General features: G+C 39.0%; 17 protein-coding genes. 16 read left to right on the plus strand and 1 reads right to left on the minus strand.

What is annotated here, in order from left to right:
• Nucleotides 1–40: 40 nt before the first annotated feature.
• From pstC to NPX99_RS02185, 16 genes are all read left to right on the plus strand, one after another.
• A complete protein-coding gene (gene pstC / locus NPX99_RS02110; RefSeq protein ID WP_269030271.1) occupies nucleotides 41–1,501 on the plus strand; it encodes a phosphate ABC transporter permease subunit PstC in 1,461 nt (486 codons plus the stop codon).
• The gene (gene pstA / locus NPX99_RS02115; protein WP_269030114.1) at nucleotides 1,498–2,790 is read left to right on the plus strand and encodes a phosphate ABC transporter permease PstA; all 1,293 of its coding nucleotides are present in this window, start codon (nucleotides 1,498–1,500) and stop codon (nucleotides 2,788–2,790) included. The genes pstC and pstA overlap by 4 nt, the downstream gene beginning before the upstream one ends.
• Before the next feature lie 59 nt (nucleotides 2,791–2,849).
• The gene (gene pstB / locus NPX99_RS02120) at nucleotides 2,850–3,608 is read left to right on the plus strand and encodes a phosphate ABC transporter ATP-binding protein PstB (RefSeq protein ID WP_269030115.1); all 759 of its coding nucleotides are present in this window, start codon (nucleotides 2,850–2,852) and stop codon (nucleotides 3,606–3,608) included.
• 21 nt (nucleotides 3,609–3,629) lie between these two features.
• Nucleotides 3,630–4,352 (plus strand): phosphate signaling complex protein PhoU, encoded by a 723-nt coding sequence (gene phoU, locus NPX99_RS02125; protein WP_269030116.1) that lies wholly within the window; start codon nucleotides 3,630–3,632, stop codon nucleotides 4,350–4,352.
• Nucleotides 4,353–4,972: 620 nt separating this feature from the next.
• Nucleotides 4,973–5,824, plus strand: coding sequence for a cell wall hydrolase (locus NPX99_RS02130; protein WP_269030117.1), 852 nt, complete (start codon nucleotides 4,973–4,975; stop codon nucleotides 5,822–5,824).
• A 31-nt stretch (nucleotides 5,825–5,855) separates the two neighbouring features.
• Nucleotides 5,856–7,103, plus strand: coding sequence for an aminopeptidase (locus NPX99_RS02135; protein ID WP_269030118.1), 1,248 nt, complete (start codon nucleotides 5,856–5,858; stop codon nucleotides 7,101–7,103).
• A 54-nt stretch (nucleotides 7,104–7,157) separates the two neighbouring features.
• The gene (gene mutM, locus NPX99_RS02140; protein ID WP_269030119.1) at nucleotides 7,158–8,033 is read left to right on the plus strand and encodes a bifunctional DNA-formamidopyrimidine glycosylase/DNA-(apurinic or apyrimidinic site) lyase; all 876 of its coding nucleotides are present in this window, start codon (nucleotides 7,158–7,160) and stop codon (nucleotides 8,031–8,033) included.
• Nucleotides 8,034–8,107: 74 nt separating this feature from the next.
• Nucleotides 8,108–9,502, plus strand: a complete 1,395-nt coding sequence (locus NPX99_RS02145) for a dipeptidase (RefSeq protein WP_269030120.1) — start codon at nucleotides 8,108–8,110, stop codon at nucleotides 9,500–9,502.
• Nucleotides 9,495–10,115, plus strand: a complete 621-nt coding sequence (locus NPX99_RS02150; protein ID WP_269030121.1) for a ribonuclease D — start codon at nucleotides 9,495–9,497, stop codon at nucleotides 10,113–10,115. The genes NPX99_RS02145 and NPX99_RS02150 overlap by 8 nt, the downstream gene beginning before the upstream one ends.
• Before the next feature lie 594 nt (nucleotides 10,116–10,709).
• Nucleotides 10,710–11,024, plus strand: a complete 315-nt coding sequence (locus tag NPX99_RS02155) for a hypothetical protein (protein ID WP_269030122.1) — start codon at nucleotides 10,710–10,712, stop codon at nucleotides 11,022–11,024.
• A gap of 799 nt (nucleotides 11,025–11,823) precedes the next feature.
• Complete coding sequence (locus NPX99_RS02160) at nucleotides 11,824–12,654, plus strand: outer membrane protein (RefSeq protein ID WP_269030123.1); 831 nt, start codon at nucleotides 11,824–11,826, stop codon at nucleotides 12,652–12,654.
• Between the two features lie 347 nt (nucleotides 12,655–13,001).
• Complete coding sequence (locus NPX99_RS02165) at nucleotides 13,002–13,853, plus strand: outer membrane protein (RefSeq protein WP_269030124.1); 852 nt, start codon at nucleotides 13,002–13,004, stop codon at nucleotides 13,851–13,853.
• Between the two features lie 338 nt (nucleotides 13,854–14,191).
• Nucleotides 14,192–15,028: an outer membrane protein gene (locus NPX99_RS02170; RefSeq protein ID WP_269030125.1), complete on the plus strand. Its 837-nt coding sequence runs from the start codon at nucleotides 14,192–14,194 to the stop codon at nucleotides 15,026–15,028.
• A 157-nt stretch (nucleotides 15,029–15,185) separates the two neighbouring features.
• Nucleotides 15,186–16,832, plus strand: a complete 1,647-nt coding sequence (locus tag NPX99_RS02175) for an outer membrane protein (protein ID WP_269030126.1) — start codon at nucleotides 15,186–15,188, stop codon at nucleotides 16,830–16,832.
• A 252-nt stretch (nucleotides 16,833–17,084) separates the two neighbouring features.
• Nucleotides 17,085–20,000 (plus strand): isoleucine--tRNA ligase, encoded by a 2,916-nt coding sequence (gene ileS / locus NPX99_RS02180; protein ID WP_269030127.1) that lies wholly within the window; start codon nucleotides 17,085–17,087, stop codon nucleotides 19,998–20,000.
• A gap of 198 nt (nucleotides 20,001–20,198) precedes the next feature.
• Complete coding sequence (locus tag NPX99_RS02185) at nucleotides 20,199–20,732, plus strand: hypothetical protein (protein ID WP_269030128.1); 534 nt, start codon at nucleotides 20,199–20,201, stop codon at nucleotides 20,730–20,732.
• Nucleotides 20,733–20,845: 113 nt separating this feature from the next.
• Here NPX99_RS02185 and NPX99_RS02190 read toward each other — a convergent pair whose 3' ends face one another.
• Complete coding sequence (locus tag NPX99_RS02190) at nucleotides 20,846–21,292, minus strand: nucleoside deaminase (protein WP_269030129.1); 447 nt, start codon at nucleotides 21,290–21,292, stop codon at nucleotides 20,846–20,848.
• Nucleotides 21,293–21,481: the final 189 nt, after the last annotated feature.

A 21,481-nucleotide genomic window follows, 5' to 3' on the forward strand; every position in this document is an offset into this window, starting at 1 on the left:
AGTTTTCTATGGTGTTTTTTTATAAAAATTGAAAGACAATATGCGCATTTCCGTCATTCTTTTTCTTTTATTTTTTCTTGGATTTGTTGGCTTTTGTATTTCTTATATGCGAGTTCGTTCTCTTGAATACGCACAATACAAGATGCATTCTCGTGCGTATTATCATGCGTGGTGGACATTTTTAATGACTGTGATTCCACCTCTTATTTTCTTAATTTTTTGGGATGGTGGGAGTGCAATTTATTTAGAGTATGATCTCTCTCGAGAAGTTGAGGCGTATAGTTCCCATATAACGGGGCTTGTGAATCATGATCTTATTTTGGAGATTATTCGAAATTTGATCAAAATGATTCATCACTTTGATGGGGAGCTTGCTACGGCTTCGTATGAAGAAGTGCGAGCACAATTATTTGCAAAAGGGTTTGTTTTACCTCATGGGGCATCAGAAGATCTGTTAAGAAGAGCACAGTCATGGGTTTCTTCTTCTGAGAAGTTACAGTTCATTGGTCATGGTTTTCTTTTTGTTATTGCATCCTTTGGCTTTATCTTTGGAATAATACAAATTGCTCCACGTCAGCGTGCGCGCAATAAGGTTGAATGTTTGATCGTTGTCGGGTTGGTTTGCGCATCTATAGTTGCGGTTGTAACAACAGTAGCCATAGCGCTTTCCATGTTTTTTCAAACGATCAGTTTTTTTCAATCTGTCCCCTTATCCAATTTCTTTTTTGGAACGGTTTGGGATCCACGTTTTTCGGCGAGTGGTTCGAGCAATACAGTAGGGCAATTTGGTCTTATACCACTCCTTGCTGGTACGCTTTATATTGCGCTTGTGGCAATGCTTTTTGCTGTTCCTATAGGGTTATTTTCGGCTCTTTATATGGCCGAATATGCTTCTACTCGATTACGATCAATAGTAAAGCCATTGTTAGAAGTGCTTGCTGGTATTCCAACCATTGTTTATGGTTTTTTTGCTTTGAAGGTTGTAGGGCCTTTTTTACGTGACCTCTCTATTTCTCTCTCTGGTGGTGTTGGTTTTATTATGGCCCAAAGTGTTTTAACAGCTGGAGTTGTGATGGGAATTATGTTGATACCTTTTGTCTCCTCTTTGTCGGATGATGTTATAACAGCTGTTCCACGCATTTTACGTGAAGGATCTTATGGTTTAGGAGCAACGCAATCTGAGACGATTAAGAAAGTGGTTATACCAGCGGCGCTTCCAGGAATTATGGGAGCAATTTTGTTGACAGCATCACGTGCAATTGGAGAGACAATGATTGTGGTTCTAGCAGCAGGTGTTGCCGCGAACTTAACACTTAATCCCTTTGAAGCAATGACCACGATGACAGTTAAGATTGTTAATCAATTAACAGGTGATTTTGAGTTTAATTCTCCACAAACTCTTGTCGCTTTCGCGTTAGGGATGACACTCTTTATTATGACTCTTTTGATGAATATTCTTGCTCTTTACATTGTGCGTAAATATCGGGAACAATATGAATGAATGAAGATTTTCTTGTCTCTCGTCGCAATATTGGACTCAAACGTAGATATTGGGCTGAACGTCGTTTTCGAGCGTATGGTTTGATTGCTATTTTTATTGGTCTCTTTTTTTTATTTGCACTTTTATGGTCTATTATTAGTCAAGGCTATACAGCTTTTTTTCAAAGTGAAATGACATTATCGATTTATTTGGATGAGCGGGTCATTGATCCAAATGGTCAGCGTGAGGCAAATTCACAAGTTCTTATAACTGCTAATTATCCTCTGCTCGTACGGAATGCTTTGGTAAAAAAGCTTAATATAGATCAAAATGATCGAAATGCGTTGCGAGATGTTAATCGTATGTTTTCAAATGGTGTACGTGTTCAACTTCGTGAAATGGTGACAAAGAATCCAAAACTGATTGGAACAACGCAAAAAGTCAAAGTGTTAGCGGCAGCAGATGTTGATTCTGCTTATAAAGGACAGATTGACTTGCATGTAGCGGAAAAAAACCGCAAAGTTTCTAATCGCCAAGTAGAATGGATAAAACGTTTAGCGCATGATGGCACGCTTTATAAAACATTTAATTTTGGTTTTTTTACATTTGGTGCTTCAAGCCGCGCTGAAACTGCGGGATTAGGAGTTGCGATCATTGGTTCTCTTTACATGATAGCTATCGTTTTAGTAATTTCGCTTCCAATAGGGATAGCAACAGCTCTTTATTTGGAAGAATATGCACGCAAAAATAAATTCACAGATTTTATTGAGGTTAATATTAATAATCTTGCAGCTGTTCCTTCGATTGTTTTTGGTCTTTTAGGACTTGCTGTTTTTGTTAATTTTTTTGGCTTACCACGTTCAGCTTCTTTTGTTGGTGGGCTTATCTTGGCTCTTATGACTCTCCCTACCATTATTATTGCGACACGTTCTGCTTTGCGGGCTGTTCCTCTTTCTATTCGCGCGGCAGCTTTAGGGTTGGGGGCATCAAAAACACAAATGGTTTTTCATCATGTTGTCCCTTTAGCAGCCCCTGGTATTTTGACAGGCACAATTATTGGTGTCGCTCAGGCTCTGGGTGAAACAGCCCCATTGCTTTTGATTGGCATGGTTGCTTTTGTTGTAAATATTCCTGCGACTCCAATGGAGCCAGCGACAGCTTTGCCTGTTCAAATTTTTATGTGGGCAGGTGAAGCAGAGCGTGCTTTTGTGGAAAAGACTTCGGGCGCTATCATTGTATTAATGATTTTTCTTGCAATCATGAATATTTCTGCTGTTTTTTTACGTCGACGATTTGAGCGGCGCAAGTAACTTCAATAAAGCAATTACTTCGATAAGGTTTATGTTTTAAAGTAAGGTGAGTTTTTGTAATGAAAATTAAAATGCGTGGTCAGGATGTAAAAGTTTTTTATGGGGAGAAAGCAGCACTGCATGGCATTACTCTTGATATTCCTGAACATCAGGTTACAGCTTTGATAGGTCCTTCAGGTTGCGGTAAGTCAACTTTTTTACGTTGTTTTAATCGTATGAATGATACGATTGAAGGTGCAAAAATAACGGGTCTTATTACCTTAGATGGGCAGAATATCTATGACCATAGGATTGATGTTGTAGAATTGCGTGCTCGTGTTGGTATGGTTTTTCAAAAGCCGAGTCCTTTTCCAAAATCTATATTTGAGAATGTTGCTTATGGGCCACGCATTCATGGTTTGGTTAAATCGCGTGCAGAATTGCATGATGTTGTTGAAAGAAGTTTGAGGCAGGCTGGGTTGTTTGAAGAAGTAAAAGATCGTCTTGATGATGCAGGAACAAGTTTATCAGGAGGACAACAACAGCGTTTATGTATTGCACGTGCTATTGCAGTGAGTCCTGAAGTTATTTTGATGGATGAGCCCTGTTCAGCGCTAGATCCAATTGCGACGGCGCGTATTGAAGAGCTTATCGATGCGTTACGAAAAAATTATACCATTGTTATTGTGACACATTCTATGCAACAGGCAGCACGGGTTTCTCAATATACTGCCATGTTTCATTTGGGGCATTTGGTAGAAGTTGGTGCAACTGAAATGATTTTTACTTCACCAAAAGAACAACGTACGCAAGATTATATCACGGGGCGTTTTGGATAGGCAAATTGAGGAGTATAAGATATGTCTAAGAACCATACTGTCCGTTCTTATGATGCAGAACTAAAATATTTGAAAGCAAGGATTACAGCAATGGGGTGCCATGCAGAACGCATGATTGAATGTTCTGTTGCATCAATTGTGTGTAGTGATCTTCAACTTGCGACGGCAGTTATTGCTGATGATTTATTTTTAGATGAAGCAGAACGTGACATTGATGAAAAAGCGATTACCATTATTTGCAAACGTCAACCAATGGCTGTTGATCTACGTGAGATCATTGGTGCTATTCGTATTTCTTCTGATCTTGAACGGATTGGGGATATGGCCAAAAATATTGCTAAGCGAACGGTAGCACTTTCAGAAACGCGTCAATCGGCTGCTTTTTATCATGGGCTTGAAACAATTACAGCTTTAGCCCTCAATCAGTTAAAGGAAGTATTGAGCGCTTACACGAGCCGTTTATTGGAATGTGTTGACGCGGTACGTGAGCGTGATGGTAAAATTGATGCTTTATACACGTCTCTTTTTCGTGAGCTTCTAACATATATGATGGAAGATGTACGCAATATTACGGTTTGTACGCATTTGCTTTTTTGTTTAAAAAATATTGAACGAATTGGTGATCATGTTACCAATATTGCAGAAATGCTGCATTATATCATAACAGGTTACCATATGTCTTCTGATCGTCCTCGCGATGATCTTACCTATAAAGTTGGGGTGGGGGAGAAAAAAAGAGATTAAATTTTCTCTCAGCTATTAAAATCAGCTTTTTTTATGAAAGATAAAAACCATTAAGATACTTTCTTACAGCTTACAGTATGGTTGTATGTAAAGTATGCGAGGTATATTATAGGTAAACGTAAGAAACAATGTAGAAATTTTAGGTCAATATTGCGGCTTTTGAATTTTTCTTTTGGTAGATTTGCTACAGAGAGATATTGTCACCTGTTTATTTTAGGGTGGAGGAAAAACTGCTTTCTGATTATTTTCTCAAATTTGTATTAAAGAGGATATGCGTATTTATTTTGTTATGCAGACAGCTTTAGTTTCATAACTTTTGTATATGTAACTTTATTAGAATATTTTTAGAGGCATAATATTTTATCGCTCTTAAAGCGTGAGAAGCAATATTGCATAGCTATTTTCAAAATAATAACAATATCGATTGATTAACAATTTTTTATTTTTTACTTAGCATAAATATAATATCTTTGAATGACTCCTTGTATTAAAATTTTACTAAGTTGTAACAATTAACGGTATACTTTCTTAGAAGATACATATACAACATATGCAATCTATTCAAATTTTGAATGCTTTAAAGACGTAAAAAAATTGTGTTATATTAAGTGTTATATAAAATGAAAAAAAATTATTGGACTGTTTTTTTAATCTGTTTTCTAGTGCCATTTGTTATTGTGGGGTGTGCGACAGATCATTTTGGTGCTGGTAAAGTGAATGAAAATAAGAAGACAAAAACAGTGATGTATCCATTGACAGAGCGACAATGCCTGATGCGTGCAATGTATTTTGAATCCAATCGTACAAGCCGTGAAGGAATGATTGCTGTTGGAACTGTTGTGATGAATCGTGTTAATTCATCTGCTTATCCCAAAACGATTTGTGGTGTTGTTGGTCAGTACAAACAATTCGCTCCTGGTGTTTTAACGCGCCCTATGACGGAACCTGCTTCTGTTGCCCGTGTTAAGGAGGCCGCTGATGCTGTTTTACGCGGTGAACGCGATAAGAAACTGAAAAACGCTAAGTTTTTTCATACAGCAGGTTTATCTTTTCCTTATAAAAACATGCATTATGTTCGTGTTGCGGGGGGCAATGCTTTTTATGAAAAGCGTTCACGTAATGGATTGCTACAGGTTCCTTCTAACGATCGTCCTTATAATGTTGCTTATGCTTTTGCTCAAGAACGTTCTGGCAATATACCGAGTATCATGCATGCAAGTTTAGCAAGTAAAGAAATAAAAGTAGAGGAAGAACACAATGTGTCTTCTTCGATAGAAGTCGCTCAGGTGAATAAAGTGCGTGCGACGTCTTTTGTTACAGTACAACTTAATAAAGTTCCTATTCCCGCAGATGCACCACATCGTGTGGGTCAGGAAGGAGAAAGCAAATCAATTGTAGCTTATACTATACCCTCATCAGATCAGTTAAATGCAATTGTTACAATGTTAGAAAAACCGTACATCAACAGATAGTTTTTTCACAGCCAAAGTAAGGATATTGGTAATGGAGTTTGATATGTATGAGGCGATTTCGCCTGAAAAGCTTAATCGTCTTGCAGAAGTTACAGTAAAAGTTGGGTTAAATTTACAAGAGGGGCAGGATCTTATTTTAACGGCTCCTGTTTCAGCATTACCACTTGTTCGGCGTATTGCATATCATGCTTATAAGATTGGTGCCGGCGTGATTACACCACTTTTTAGTGATGATATATTATCGCTTACACGTTTTGAAAATGCACATACTGCGAGTTTTGATTGTGCACCTTCTTGGCTATATGAGGGAATGGCAAAGGGTTTTGGAAATGGAGCTGCACGTTTGGCTATTGTTGGTGATAATCCTTTGCTTCTTTCCAATCAGGATTTTGATAAGATTGCCCGTTTAAACAAGGCTACGTCAATGGCTTATCAGCCTGCTCTCAAAAAAATATCGAATTTTGCCATGAACTGGTCAATTGTTGCTTATCCAACAGCAGGATGGGCTGAGGCGATATTCCCTTCTTTACCACTTAATGAAGCGATTAAGAAATTAGCGGATGCAATTTTTGCTGCTTCACGTGTTACAGAAGAGGATTCTGTGCATGCGTGGGGTATGCATAATGCAACTTTGAAGAAACGGTCATCTTGGCTCAATGAGCAGCGCTTTTCTGCTTTACATTTTACAGGTCCAGGGACTGATTTAAGAGTTGGTTTGGCAGATGATCATGAATGGCATGGTGGTGCATCGGCGGCTCAAAATGGTGTTGTTTGCAATCCTAATATTCCGACAGAAGAAGTCTTTACCACTCCTCATGCGCATAAGGTTGAAGGTTTTGTTCGTTCGACAAAACCCCTTTCTTATCAAGGAACGCTTATTGATAATATTGAAGTACGGTTTGAAGCAGGGCGTATTATTGATGCACGTGCTTCAGCGGGCCAAGAGGTTTTGCAAAATATTTTGCAAAGTGATGAAGGTGCGAGTCGATTAGGAGAAGTTGCTCTTGTTCCACATTCTTCACCAATTTCTAAGAGCAACCTTCTTTTTTACAATACATTATTTGATGAAAATGCAGCATGTCATATTGCTTTAGGTCAATGTTATTCCAAATGCTTTTTAGATGGAGCATCATTGACGGCGGAGGAGATTGCAGCGCGTGGTGGTAATAAAAGTATGATTCATATTGACTGGATGATTGGATCTGGTGAAATCGATATAGATGGCATTGCACAGGATGGCACAAAAGTTCCTGTATTTCGTAAAGGTGAGTGGGCTTAATATTATCGTTTGCAATGGCACTTTGTTAGAAAATATGTAAATTAAAAAAGAGTGATGCCCGAGCTTCCTGAAGTAGAAACCGTTCGTCGTGGGTTGGAGCCCGTTGTAACGGGTGCGAAGATTACCTCTGTCACACTTCACCGAAAGAATTTGCGGTTTCCTTTCCCTGAGGCGTTTTCTAAACGGCTTATAGGAAGGACAATTATAGAACTTGATAGACGTGCAAAATATTTATTGTTTCATCTTTCGCACAATGAAACGATTTTAAGCCATTTGGGCATGTCAGGATCATGGCGTATAGAGGATGATCTTTTAGGAACAACATCTTCTGTTCCAGACAAACTTGTTAAGCATGACCACTTTGTCATGGATATTCAAGTAAAAGACGGCAAAGTTTATCACCTTATTTATAATGATGTTCGTCGCTTTGGCTTTATGCTTTTAGTTGAGACGGGCAGGCTTTATGAGCATCCACTTTTAAAGAAGCTAGGGCTCGAGCCGATGAGTAATGCGTTTTCTGGTCGTTATTTACAAAAGGCTTTTGTTAATAAAAAAATATCCCTTAAGGGAGTTTTGCTTGATCAGTCTATTGTTGCGGGTCTTGGAAATATTTATGTTTGCGAAGCGTTATGGCGTAGTCGTTTATCCCCGCAACGTGGCGCATTTACATTAGCGTTGAAAAATGTACGTGCACGTGAATTGGCAGATTCTTTAGCACAGAATATACGGGATGTAATTTCTGAAGCAATTTTGTCTGGTGGATCTTCTTTACGCGATTATGTACAGGTAGATGGTTCTCTTGGTTATTTTCAACACGCTTTTTCGGTTTATGGACGCGAAGGAAAAGAATGTTTGCAATGTGGCACGCCTATTATACGCATTTTGCAGTTGGGGCGTTCAAGTTTTTACTGTTCACAGTGTCAAAAATGAAAGAGTTCTCTTGCAAAATTCTACGAGAGGCTTAAAGTCATACTGATAATTAATAAGGTTTGAGAGGTTTTTTTATGCTTAATAAAGTACTAACACATCTTGATGATAATATAGAAAAGAGCCTTGAACGCCTTTTTTCTCTTTTGCGTTTTCAATCGATTTCAACGGATTCGGCTTATAAGGATGAGTGTCGTAAAGCGGCTGATTGGCTGGTAGAAGATTTAAAAACGATAGGTTTTGAAGCTTCACGTCGAGATACACCAGGGCATCCCGTGGTTGTTGGGCATCATCCAGGACCTTCAGATGATTGTTTGCATGTTTTGTTTTACGGACATTATGATGTTCAACCTGTTGATCCACTTAGCTTATGGGAAGATGATCCATTTGCACCTTCTTTAAAAGAGAGGGATGGAAAGAAAGTGATTTGTGCTCGTGGAGCTTCAGATGATAAAGGTCAAGTTATGACATTCATTGAAGCGTGTCGTGCCTATAAGAAAGAAACAGGACAGCTTCCTGTAAAAGTTACTATTTTATGTGAAGGCGAAGAAGAAAGTGCTTCTCCTTCTCTTGCTCCTTTTTTAAAAGCAAATAAAGATGAACTGAAGGCTGATTGCGCATTGGTTTGTGATACGTCGATGTGGGATGCAAATACACCCTCTATTGCTCTTTCTCTTCGGGGGATTATGGCAGAAGAGATTACCATTACAGCTGCTAATCGTGATTTGCATTCTGGTGCTTTTGGAGGCGTAGCGGCCAATCCCATTCGTATTTTAACGAAGATTCTAGCAGGTCTTCATGACGAAAATAATAGGGTAACAATTCCTGGTTTTTATGATGGTGTAGAAGAAACGCCTGCACATATTTTGCAATTATGGAATGCGCTTGATTGTAGTGCTGAAAGCTTTCTTGGTCCTATAGGGCTTTCTATTCCTTTTGGAGAAAAAGGACGCGGTCTCTTAGAGCAGATATGGGCGCGTCCTACAGCAGAAATGAATGGGATTAGTGGAGGCTACGAAGGGGAAGGGATGAAAACGGTTATTGCGTCTCAGGCAAGCGCAAAAATATCGTGTCGTTTAGTCCATAAACAAGATCCAGAGAAAATACGTCAAGCTTTTCGTGATTATGTCCGCAGCGCGATACCTGCTGACTGTACGGTGACATTTAAGAATCACGGTTCTTCTCCAGCAATGCAGCTTCCCTGTGATTCATCCTTTATCAAGGCAGCAAAGGATGCTTTGTCACAAGAGTGGGAAGTGCCTGCTGTATTAACAGGTATGGGTGGTTCGATTCCCGTTGTCGCAGATTTTCAGTCAATCCTTGGCATGGAAAGTCTTTTGGTTGGTTTTGCCTTGTCTGATGACCGTATTCATTCCCCTAATGAAAAATATAATCTCACATCATTTCATAAAGGGCAGCGATCTTGGGCACGTATTCTTGCATCTTTAGCAAATAGGAGGGTAAATGACTGAGATCCGCGTTCATCAAGGTGATTTACCAAACTTAGAGAATTATCAAAGAGATTCTGTTGCGATTGATACCGAAACTTTAGGATTACAACCATACCGAGATCGTTTGTGTGTTGTTCAGCTTTCTTCTGGAGATGGCACGGCTGATGTTATACAGATTGCGAAAGGGCAGAAGAGTGCTCCCAATTTGGTCAAATTGCTTGAAGATAAGGCCATCACCAAGATATTTCATTTTGGGCGTTTTGATCTTGCTATTTTAGCACATACATTTGGCATTATGCCTGAGGTAGTTTTTTGCACAAAAATTGCTTCGAAACTCACACGTACCTACACGGATCGTCATGGATTGAAGGAAATTTGTAATGAATTGCTCAATATAAATATTTCTAAACAGCAGCAATCTTCAGATTGGGCGGCAGAAACGTTATCACAGGCACAAATTGAATATGCGGCATCGGATGTGTTATATTTGCATCGTTTAAAAGATATCTTTGAAGAACGCTTAAGACGTGAAGAGCGCGAAAATGTTGCAGAGGCATGTTTTCAATTCTTGCCTATGAGAGCAAAACTTGATCTTTTAGGATGGTCGGAGGTTGATATCTTCGCGCATAGCTGAGTTGATAAATTGGTTTTTAACCAGAATAAGAAGAGTCATTGATGTAACAAAACAAAAGCCCGTAGTGTACGGGCTTTTGTTTTGTTATCTATTTTTATAAGAGTGTTTTATAATATCATTCTGATATAAAGAATGCTCTTTCATTTAAAAATTGAATAAAAATACATTTATAAATTCGTATTTTTTGTGTTTATAACTGCCTTTATTTTATTAAAGTTTACAGAAAAACAGAGTGCTTTATAAGGGGGTAAGAGTAGAAGATACATAACATTCACAGAGAAAGTTTTTTCTATGTGAATTATCAAATTTGCATTATCTATACGAAAAAAGATCTTTACTCAAAAAATGCATTTGTAAACACCCATTTTGTTTGTTGTACAACTGAAAGCAAATTCTATTCTCATTGGTTATAAAGTCAGTGATTTCGGTATTGGTATAGCTAAAAAAATCATTTTTTTAAAATTAAACTGCAACAAATTTTCATTTTTTAGGATTCTTAACTTTTTACCTATGAAGCGTATCATTTTCTATGGAAATTTGAAGTGAGGGCACTAGGTAAAACTCATTATGGATATTTTATAAGGAGTTAGATCTATGAACCTGAAATATTTTATTACAGCTTTTACTACTTTTGCTTCAATTTCTGTCGCTCAAGGAGCAAGTTTGATGGTTGCTCAAAAACTGAAGCAGAGTATATCTTCCGCTATTTCTTCGAAAGATTCTTTTTCTACTAAACAAGCTAGCAATAGTTTGTCTGAAATTATTCAAACGAATTTTTCTTGCATTGATAATGGTCAATGGAAAAAGGCGGTTAAGCTGGTACCTGTAGCGTCTTTTTCTAAACGAAAAGGACCTGGGAAGAAAAGAGGTCGGCCAAGTTTGTCTACGAGAGGTCCAATGAGTTATTAATAAGCAAAGCTGCACGTAGTTTTACTCTTGGTAATTTATGAAGTCTAAAGGAGGGGAGAAAGTAGGGTGCTAGGAGTGTAGATTTGCGCTTTTAGTTGTGTGGTCTGTTTGTGAGGAGAGAGAATGTATCTGATATAAAATGAAGAGTATTCTATTTTAGTAAAAGGAAAGGTGTAAGAGCAATAAAGAGTTGCAGTATCGTGTGTTTGGAGAGGAATTGTTGTTTTTTTTTATTTTGGAAATTTTGTGCTGTGATGAGGAGTAGGATTGAGACTGATAAAGAGTATAAGATGATGGAGCTGTATAAAAAATAAATGCGTAAGGAGTTTTTAAAAGAGAAAAGAACTGGAATTATAAAGCTGCGGTGTTTTTTTTGCAGTATGTGTGGTTTTTGTGATGTTGTATGTGGAGAAGCACGCTTTCTTTTCAATTAAGAGAGAAATCTAAAAGGATAAATTATTGCATATGGGTGTGACAGTTGAAGCTGAAGATGATGTTCGTGGACAGTGGAGGGGGCATGCCGTATTTGGCAACAACCGTTAGAGCATGATTTTCATAGAGAATGCTGTTTAGATTTTGAATAAAATCCATAAAGAACAGCAGGAAATTTGAGTGAAAGGATTAATTTCTACGTTGGCAGAGCTTAAGAATTACCATTTATTATAGATCAAATGGCGGGAGGGAAGAGAGAGGGGGGCTTTTTGTTTTTTTTATGAGTGTATCATTTTTACTACAGATATCTGTAGGATGGGCTCTATATGCAATCCTGTGTTCAAATATTCAGCTATGGAGAGAAATTATGAATATGAAATGGTTAATAACAGCTTCTGCTTTCGCTTTTGTTTCAGCTTCAGCAGCACAGGCAGCAGATGTTATTGTTCCCTCTAATCCTACGCCTGTTGCACCGGTTGTTGTGGCGCCAACTTTTTCTTGGACAGGTTTTTACATTGGGGGGCAGATTGGTGGTTTTTCGAGTAAAACAAAAATGGATATTCTCAGTAATGGGAAAAATATTCCAGTAGATGATGACTTTTTGCCTAAATTATCAGGTTTTATAGGGGGACTGTATGCAGGCTCCAATATTGATATCGGCAATGGCCTTATTTTAGGTGTTGATACAGATATCATGTGGTCTGACAAAAGTGATACCAAAACGGGGGGAATATACGATATTGCTCGAAATCATGTGAATTATGTTACTAAGATGGTGAGGGACGCTGGTATTAAGATTAATGAAGAAATCCAAGCTGGTGATAAACGCTCTAGCAGTTTCACTTTTAAGAAGAAGTGGACTGGTGCTACGCGGGTACGGATTGGTTTTGCTGCCGAACGCATTATGCCTTATATTGCTGGTGGTATTGCTTATACGCAGCTTCAAGATATTACATCGATATCAATAACCAGTAAGGATTCAGGCAAAGTCATAGCTTCTGGTAACTTGTTTGATGAAACAAAGACATTTGTTGGTTACACTCTTGGTGCAGGTGTTGATTTGGCAATGAGCAATAATGTCATTGTCCGCGCTGAATATCGTTACTCGGATTTTGGTAAAAAGAAATACTCAAACGATAAATATGAAACTTCTTACAAAACCAATGATTTTCGCGTTGGTGTAGCTTACAAATTTTAATATATTTGTAAATAAATCATTCAGAAGTTCTGTCTTTGGCGGAGCTTCTGTTGTTTTATGGCTATATTGTTACACGATTCAATATTATTACACATGATTATTACACATGTGCAATAATGTTGCTTATTGATTGTGGTAAAGAGAAATTTTCAAAGGGTAAAGATGAAAGCTCTTATAACATCAATAATTTCTGTATATGTGATTGAAAAATTTTAGTGCACACCTAGTTTATTAAGCAGCTCTCTCTTTGAATAGAGACTCCATTCTGTATGGCTGTACCATTTTTACCTACAGATATTTTAGCGTGATTGCGCAGCATTGCACTATATGAATTAGGAGCGAAATTTATGCATATAAAATATTTAATGATGACCCCTGTTATTGCTTTGATTTCAGCATCTGCGGCACAAGCTGCTGATATTGTAGTTCCACGTGAAGTTACATCTCATCGGGGAACATCTATTGTGTCTCCTTCTGCATTTTCTTGGACAGGGTTTTATCTGGGTGGTCAAGTTGGGCATTTTTCAAGTAAAGTTGAAATAACGGATTCTGGTAAGAAAAATGAGTTTTTTAGTAAAGATCAGACTCCTAAACCTTCAGGTTTCATGGGGGGCATTTATGCTGGTTCCAATATAGATCTTGGAAATAGCCTCATACTCGGGGTTGAAACAGATGCAGTTTGGGCTGATAAAGGAGATACAAAAACACTTTTTACAAAAGAGCTTGATGGTGATAGCATTGAGGATTTTAACATGGCGTTTACAGATGCTGGCATTAAGTTGGGTGACGCTGAAAAATTTGTAAAAGGCGATACAGGATCATATGACTTTACTTATAAGGAAAAATGGTCTGGTGCCACGCGGGCACGGATTGGCCTTGCAGCTGCGAATTGCATTATGCCTTATATAGCTGGTGGTATTGCTTATGCACAAATGCAAGGTATTTCTACGGTTACTGGAACAAAAAAAACGATAGATAATAATCCAAGTAAAACAGTTACCGGTACTATCGGTGATAAAACAAAAATGATGGTTGGCTTTACCCTTGGGGGAGGGGTTGATTTTGCAATGACCGAGAATGTTTTGTTGCGTGCTGAGTATCGTTATTCAGATTTTGGTAAAAAGAAATTCAAAGATGATGACGCTGAATTTAATTATAAGACCAACGATTTTCGCGTTGGTGTCGCTTATAAATTTTAGCTCATTTATAAGGCAAATTATTCAGAAGTTTTATTTTTTCTGAGTTTTAGTTATTTTCTGTGGCAATAGTGCCACAGAAAGCATATTATTGCATATTTGGAAAGTCGCTAACTGTTGATTTTTGTAAAAAGGAATGTGTAGACAATAAGTTTAAATTTATCAGTAATATCAATAAGTTACAATTTTTTATAACTTGAAAGCTTTTTTATAAACGAAATTGCTAGGAGGTCTTATTTTTGAATAGGGACTTTATTTCTATAACAGTGTCATTTTTACTACAGATTTTCTTTATCTAGTCCTATAAGATATGCTTCATAAATAAATTAGGAGCAAAATTTATGAATATAAAATCTTTAATAACGACTTCCGTTATCGCTTTGGTTTCAGCTTCTGCTGCACAGGCTGCTGATGTTGTCATTCCTCATGAAACTGCACCAGTTGTTACTGCCCCTGCATTTTCTTGGACAGGTTTCTATATTGGTGCCCAGATTGGTGGTTTTTCAAGTAAAGTTGAAATAACAAATCCGAAGACAGACAATAAAATTTTCGATAAAAAAGACACACCGAATCCTTCTGGTTTCATGGGAGGTATTTATGCCGGTTCTAACTTTGATCTTGGAAATAACGTCATTTTAGGTGTTGAAACCGATGCAGTTTGGGCTGACCGAGATGATACAAAACCAGTTTCTTCAGAAGTAATTGGAGAAGCTAACCTTGCTGATTTTAAGGCTACTCTTACAAAGGCTAATGCCAAAGTGGCTTCAGGAAAAGAGATTGCTAAGATCACAAAAGACGACAAGCGTACATATAGTCATGCTTTAAAGGAAAAGTGGTCTGGTGCTACGCGGGTACGGATTGGTTTTGCAGCTGCTGATCACATTATGCCTTATGTTGCCGGTGGTATTGCTTATGCGCAGTTGGAAGCTACCGATTCGGTTAAGGCAACGGAAGCGGCTGGTGGTGCAGAGATTGCTACTGCTAAATTGTTTGATAAAACAAAAACATTTGTTGGTTATACTATTGGTGGTGGCGTTGATTTCGCTATGACTGACAATGTTTTGTTACGTGCAGAATACCGTTATTCAGATTTCGGTAAAAAGTCCTTCGTGAAGGATAGTAACAAAATTAACTATAAAACCAATGATTTCCGTGTTGGTGTAGCTTACAAGTTTTAATTGAGCGCAAAGCTTAAGCTATTAATACAAAATTAATTACCTAAAGGCCCTGTCAAAGACAGGGCTTTTATTTTTTTGTGAATGTGACATTTTTGCTACAGATATTTCAAAATAGATACACTATATATACACCGTTTTGGATATTTGGAGATATTTTATGAATACGAAACGTTTAATAACGGCATCTATTTTTGCTTTGATTTCGGCTTCTGTAGCGCAAGCTGCTGATGTGATGGTTCCTCATCAGTCAACAAAAGCTTCTTCGTCAGCTTTTGTTGCTCCTACTTTTACATGGACTGGTTTTTACTTGGGTGGACAAGTTGATGGTTTTTCAAGTAAAGCGGATATGAGTATTGTTGGTAAGCACGAAACCACACCACTAAGTAAAGATTTATCCCCTAAGCTTTCAGGTTTTGAAGGCGGGATTTATGGGGGGGCTAATATTGATCTTGGTGACAACTTTGTTTTTGGTATCGATACGGATTTAATTTGGTCTGGACAAAAGCACACAAAGACTATCACTTTAGGTGCATCTGACAATGCTGAAGTAAATAATTTAGTAGCAAGATCTAGAAGAACCGCACGGTCTCTAACAGGAAACGGAGGGGGTGTAGCAGGAGTACCAGGAGGAGTACCAGGAGGAGTACCAGGAGGAGTACCAGGAGGAGTACCAGGAGCAGGAGTACCAGGAGGCACAGGAGTCTCAGGAGCAGCACAAAAAAGCACGTCGTCAGCATCAGGTAGTACAGCAGCGTTTTCTCAACTAGAGTTAACACAAGAACCGCAAGCGTTTGTTGGAGGGCGGCTAGTACCAACAAACGATACAGTACAACTTCAAGGTACAACACAATTACAAGTGCCAGCACCGCAGACAGAAGCTCTGCAGGCAGATTCAGCAAAAGTAACTCCAAAACAAACGGCAACTTCAGAGGGTTCAGTGGGTAGAACAGCAGCCTTATCAGCAGAAGCGACACCAGAAAAGCCGGCAACAGTGAAACCAGCAGATTCAGCTGCAACAATATCAGGGAGAGCAGAGGATTTAGTATCAGCAAAACCAGTGATATCAGAAGGACCAAAAGGAAGGCTATTATTGGCGAGGTCAGGATCAGAGGAAACAATACAGTCGTCCACATCGGTGTCAGCGAAACCAGCAGCTCTGCAGGCAGTTTCAGCATCGGATAATGGGGCAAGCAGAGTTGCTCATGGTCATTCTCATGGTGTACAGAATAGTGGTGGAGATCGTCCTCATGCACACAGTAGATCTCACGGTGCTGGTGCTAATCCACATGTTTCTCATCCGCATGGTGCAAACAACACGGCTGGACGTGATACACAAATTACACACGCTTCGGATAAAAAGGCTGACAGTGTATATGGTGTAGAGCAGATGAGAAAAGTGGTCTCTGAACTTGGTTTGGAAAGAGACAGGGAAGTTGAAACTTTAAGTCATACTTTAAAACAGAATTGGTCTGGTGCAACACGGGTACGTATCGGTTTTGCTGCTGATCGCTTTATGCCTTATGTCGCAGGTGGTATTGCTTATGCACAGCTTCAAGACACTGTATCAATATCATTTAAGAAAGAGGATGGAGGCGTCATTTCTTCTAAGAACTTAACCGATGAAACAAAGACGATGATTGGTTATACTCTTGGTGGTGGAATTGACTTTGCAATTCTGGACAATGTTATTGTGCGTGCAGAGTATCGTTACTCAGATTTTGGTAAAAAGAAATTTGCCAAGGAAAAGTTTGAAATAAATTACAAAACCAATGACTTTCGTGTGGGTGTCGCTTATAAATTCTAATTTGTTGTAAAAATAAATTTTCAAGAGGCCCCACTGATAGTGGGGCCCTTGTCTTTTTAAGAAGAGTATTTTGGGGTTTTCTTTCTTGATTGTTTCATGGTAAAGCCTGAGAGCGTAATGATATATCTTCTTGATCACTGCTTAATACGAAAGGTTAGCTCGGCTTTCCCTATAGATCAAAAAACCAGAGTTGCAGGGTTCAGGGAAGTTATGCAAAAATGAATTCGTAAAAGTGGACAGGGATATTTCACAATGACTGTGAAAAATGAAACAATAGATTATTCGAAAACTCTTTATTTACCGCAAACCAATTTTCCTATGCGTGCAGGGTTGCCGCAAAAAGAGCTTGAATTGATAGAGCGGTGGGAAAATATGGGGCTTTATACGCAATTGCGTCAACAAGCGAAAGACCGTTCACTTTACATTCTTCATGATGGTCCGCCTTATGCAAATGGACATATTCATATTGGTCATGCTTTAAACAAAGTTTTAAAGGATGTGATTGTTCGTTCGTTCCAAATGCGCGGTTTTAATGCAAATTATGTTCCTGGTTGGGATTGCCATGGGCTTCCCATTGAATGGAAGATTGAAGAGAAATATCGTGCACAAGGAAAAAATAAGGATGAAGTACCCCTTAATGAATTTCGTCAAGAATGCCGTGAATTTGCACAACATTGGATAACTGTTCAAGCTGAAGAGTTTAAACGCCTCGGCGTTATTGGAGATTTTAAGACGCCCTATACCACAATGGCTTTTCATGCAGAAGCATGCATTGCCAGAGAGTTGATGAAATTTGCTCTGTCAGATCAGATTTATCGTGGCTCAAAGCCTGTGTTGTGGTCTGTTGTAGAGCGTACGGCTTTAGCCGAGGCAGAGATTGAATATCACAATCATGAGTCAGAGGTTATTTGGGTTAAGTTTCCTGTTCTTAAAACAGATTCTCATGATTTATATGGGGCTTATGTCGTGATTTGGACGACGACTCCTTGGACCATTCCAGGTAACCGTGCGGTGAGTTATTCGTCGCAGATTTCTTATGGTGTTTATGAAGTTGAAAGTGCGGAAAATGATTTCGGTCCTCAATATGGAGAAAAACTCCTTTTTGCTGATGTGTTGGCTATGAGCTGTGCAGAAAAAGCAAAACTTATTTTGAAGCGTTTACGCAGTGTTTCAGCGGATGAACTTAAAACACTTGTTCTTTCTCATCCACTTAAAGGTTTAGCTGGAGGATATCATTATCAGATTCCACTGCTTGATGGTTCGCACGTAACAGAGAGCGCTGGTACAGGTTTTGTTCATACAGCGCCAAGCCATGGGCGTGAAGATTTTGAAATTTGGAATGCTTATAAGCCTTTATTGGAAAAGGCGGGTATTGATTCGTCTATACCATTTCCTGTTGATGATGCTGGTTTTTATACGAAGGATGTGCCTGGTTTGGGTCCGGATCGCGAAGGGGGACCCGCACGCGTTATTGATGATAATGGAAAAATGGGAGATGCCAATAGAGAGGTTATTAATGCTCTCATTAAAGCGGATCGGTTGTTTGCACGTGGTCGTTTAAAGCATTCTTACCCTCATAGTTGGCGTTCAAAAAAACCAGTTATTTTTCGTAATACGCCACAATGGTTTATTTCAATGGATAAAGATCTTGGAGATGGATCAACTTTACGTAGCCGTGCTCTAGAAGCTGTTTCGATGACGCGTTTTGTTCCTTCTTCTGGTCAAAACCGTTTAGCTTCTATGATAGCAGATCGTCCGGATTGGGTTCTTTCACGCCAGCGCTCTTGGGGTGTTCCTATTTGTATTTTTGCTAATGAAGAGGGTGTCATTCTGAAAGATGAGTGCGTAAATGAGCGTATTTTACAGGCTTTTGAAGCGGAAGGAGCAGATGCGTGGTTTTCTGAGGGGGCGCGTGAGCGTTTTTTAGGGGCTCGTGCCCATGAGCCTTGGGTTCAGGTTTATGATATTCTTGATGTTTGGTTTGATTCTGGAGCAAGTCATAGTTTTGTGCTAGAAGATCGGGCTGATTTGAAATGGCCTGCCGATGTTTATTTTGAAGGATCGGATCAACATCGTGGATGGTTTCAGTCTTCTCTTTTGGAAAGCTGTGGTACGCGTACCTGCTCTCCTTATAAGACGGTGATTACACACGGTTTTACTTTGGATGAGAATGGCAGGAAAATGTCTAAATCCTTAGGTAATACAGTTGTTCCACAAGAGATCATTAAAACATCTGGTGCGGATATTTTTCGTCTTTGGGTTATGACAACGGATTATTGGGAAGATCAACGTTTAGGAAAAACAATTCTGCAAACAAATGTGGATTCATATCGTAAATTACGCAATGCAATTCGTTGGATGCTTGGGACATTGGCGCATGATGAAGGAGAAGAAATACCTTATTGTCAACTACCGGATCTTGAAAAATTTATATTGCATCGACTTTTTGAACTCGATCAATTGATTAATCGCGCTTATGATGAATTTGATTTCAAAAAGATTATGCGTACATTGTTAGATTTTTCAATTACTGAATTATCAGCATTTTATTTTGATATCCGTAAAGATTCTCTTTATTGCGATGCTCCTTCATCACCAAAACGTAAAGCTTCTTTGCAGGTTGTGCGTGAAGTTTTTAAGCGCATAGTAACATGGCTTGCTCCTATGTTGCCTTTTACGATGGAAGAGGCTTGGTTGGAGTATTATCCACAAAGTCAATCGGTGCATTTGGAACAATTTTGCCCTGTGCGAGAGGAATGGCAGAACGGATCTTTGGCTGAACGTTGGAAAAAAGTTAAACAGGTTCGTAAGGTTGTGACGGGTGCTTTAGAGCTTGAACGTGCTAATAAGCGTATTGGATCATCTTTAGAAGCCGCTCCTATTGTTTTTATTTCTAATCCCGCTTTACTAGAGGCGTTAGAGAACTTGGATATGGCGGAAATTTGCATCACCAGTGCTTTAACAATTAGTCAGGATGTAGCGCCTGCGGATGCTTTTACTCTGAGTGATGTTGAAGGTATTGGTGTATATCCAGAGAAGGCATTGGGAAAAAAATGTGCTAGGTCTTGGCGTTATACACAAGATGTTGGCAGTGATCCAGATTATCCTGATGTATCTGCTCGTGATGCGGCGGCGCTGCGAGAATTAAAAGTGCTTGGCAAGATTTAATATTTTGAGACCAAGAGATAGGAATGCGAGGTTATAAAGAGCACTATTACGATTTAAATTCTGTCATTGATGCATATAGTCTTTTATGGTAAGGGTGAGACCCGTTATTTTTCGCGAGGGGGTGGTATGTGTAGATCAGATCTCCAGTAAATCGCGAGAAGATCGATGAATCATATACTTAGGGAAATGGGATAAGCAGTGAAAAAACGTGAAGTGGGAATATTGCCGATAAGCATTTTAGGCATGTGCTTTATTTTAACGGGGTGTGGTCTATCTGCTCCTACCTATGGTACAGATAAGCCGGTTTCATTACAGTTTTTTGAAGATGTTGCTAACCTTGCTTCACTAACACCGAAAAATGACAACAGTCAGCTTGTTATGAAGCCTCATCCAAAACTTGTCATACCTGAACCCGGTTCGCGCAGATTTTTACCATTGCCACAGCAGGATAGTTCTTCTAAGAGAACAGCAGCATTGAAGCAATCCCGTGGTGGAAGTAGGCGGACTATTTTTTCTCAAAAAACATCATCAGTTAATGAGCATACTAGCACTGCCAGTTCAGAAAGTGTTTCACAGTTGAATGCTAAACAACGGCAGGAATATTTACGTCGTCAAAGAGCACAAGTTGGAAGCCCGAAATATCGTCGGTATCTCACTGAGCCACCTTTAAGTTATCGTCAGCCGGCAAAGATTGCACCTGCTAGTCGATCAGAGGGAAAGACGAAGCATTAAAAAAGCGTAAGAAAAGAGGTGCTCAAAAAGCAGACTCGGATGAAAAGAACAGCTATGACCAGAGAGTTCTGATATTTTTAGAGATGCGCTGCTATTAAGATGATGCATTGTTTTTAACACCGTTTTTGTGCGAAGAAGTCTTTAAGCAGTTGAGAGGCTTCTTTTTCCTTGAAACCAGAATAGATCTCAGGTTTATGGTGACAGGTTGGTTGCTGATAAAAGCGTGGTCCGTGTTCAATCGCGCCTCCTTTGGGGTCGCTTGTTGCGTAATAGAGACGCCGTATCCGTGCAAATGAAATGGCTGCAGCACACATAGCACAAGGTTCGAGCGTTACATATAAGTCACAATCAGGAAGTCTTTCGCTTTGGAGTCTTTCACAAGCCATACGGATTACGCGCATTTCCGCGTGTCCTGTAGGATCATATGGAGCTTTTATGGAGTTACCAGCACGTGCAATGATCGTTTCCCCGCGTGTGATAATGGCACCTACAGGAACCTCATCCTTTTTTTTCGCTTCTTGCGCTTCTAAGAGAGCTATTTCCATCGGTGTCAAAGTCATCGTATTCTTTCGGCAGAAGTATAGGAAACCAAAAAGATTTTTCCATAAAGAAGACTGTTGTAAAATGAATGCACTATGATCCTTTGAAAGGGGACCTTATTTTTTTAAGGTTTAAAACAAACTTGCAAGTAAACAAGTGTATTATTATTGCTAAAGGATAGCAAATGATAAATGATTATGTTACTTCCC

The sequence above is a fragment of the Bartonella sp. 220B genome (assembly GCF_026930205.1).
Taxonomy (GTDB): domain Bacteria; phylum Pseudomonadota; class Alphaproteobacteria; order Rhizobiales; family Rhizobiaceae; genus Bartonella.

Excerpts from the sequence above, each read along its gene's own strand:
- NPX99_RS02135 (WP_269030118.1), top strand. The coding sequence starts at position 5,856 with ATGGAGTTTGATATGTATGAGGCGATTTCGCCTGAAAAGCTTAATCGT.
- NPX99_RS02145 (WP_269030120.1), top strand. The coding sequence starts at position 8,108 with ATGCTTAATAAAGTACTAACACATCTTGATGATAATATAGAAAAGAGC.
- NPX99_RS02155 (WP_269030122.1), top strand. The coding sequence starts at position 10,710 with ATGAACCTGAAATATTTTATTACAGCTTTTACTACTTTTGCTTCAATT.
- phoU (WP_269030116.1), top strand. The coding sequence starts at position 3,630 with ATGTCTAAGAACCATACTGTCCGTTCTTATGATGCAGAACTAAAATAT.
- NPX99_RS02175 (WP_269030126.1), top strand. The coding sequence starts at position 15,186 with ATGAATACGAAACGTTTAATAACGGCATCTATTTTTGCTTTGATTTCG.
- NPX99_RS02160 (WP_269030123.1), top strand. The coding sequence starts at position 11,824 with ATGAATATGAAATGGTTAATAACAGCTTCTGCTTTCGCTTTTGTTTCA.
- NPX99_RS02130 (WP_269030117.1), top strand. The coding sequence starts at position 4,973 with ATGAAAAAAAATTATTGGACTGTTTTTTTAATCTGTTTTCTAGTGCCA.
- pstB (WP_269030115.1), top strand. The coding sequence starts at position 2,850 with ATGAAAATTAAAATGCGTGGTCAGGATGTAAAAGTTTTTTATGGGGAG.
- pstC (WP_269030271.1), top strand. The coding sequence starts at position 41 with ATGCGCATTTCCGTCATTCTTTTTCTTTTATTTTTTCTTGGATTTGTT.
- pstA (WP_269030114.1), top strand. The coding sequence starts at position 1,498 with ATGAATGAAGATTTTCTTGTCTCTCGTCGCAATATTGGACTCAAACGT.
- mutM (WP_269030119.1), top strand. The coding sequence starts at position 7,158 with ATGCCCGAGCTTCCTGAAGTAGAAACCGTTCGTCGTGGGTTGGAGCCC.
- NPX99_RS02170 (WP_269030125.1), top strand. The coding sequence starts at position 14,192 with ATGAATATAAAATCTTTAATAACGACTTCCGTTATCGCTTTGGTTTCA.
- NPX99_RS02190 (WP_269030129.1), bottom strand. The coding sequence starts at position 21,292 with ATGACTTTGACACCGATGGAAATAGCTCTCTTAGAAGCGCAAGAAGCG.
- ileS (WP_269030127.1), top strand. The coding sequence starts at position 17,085 with ATGACTGTGAAAAATGAAACAATAGATTATTCGAAAACTCTTTATTTA.
- NPX99_RS02150 (WP_269030121.1), top strand. The coding sequence starts at position 9,495 with ATGACTGAGATCCGCGTTCATCAAGGTGATTTACCAAACTTAGAGAAT.
- NPX99_RS02165 (WP_269030124.1), top strand. The coding sequence starts at position 13,002 with ATGCATATAAAATATTTAATGATGACCCCTGTTATTGCTTTGATTTCA.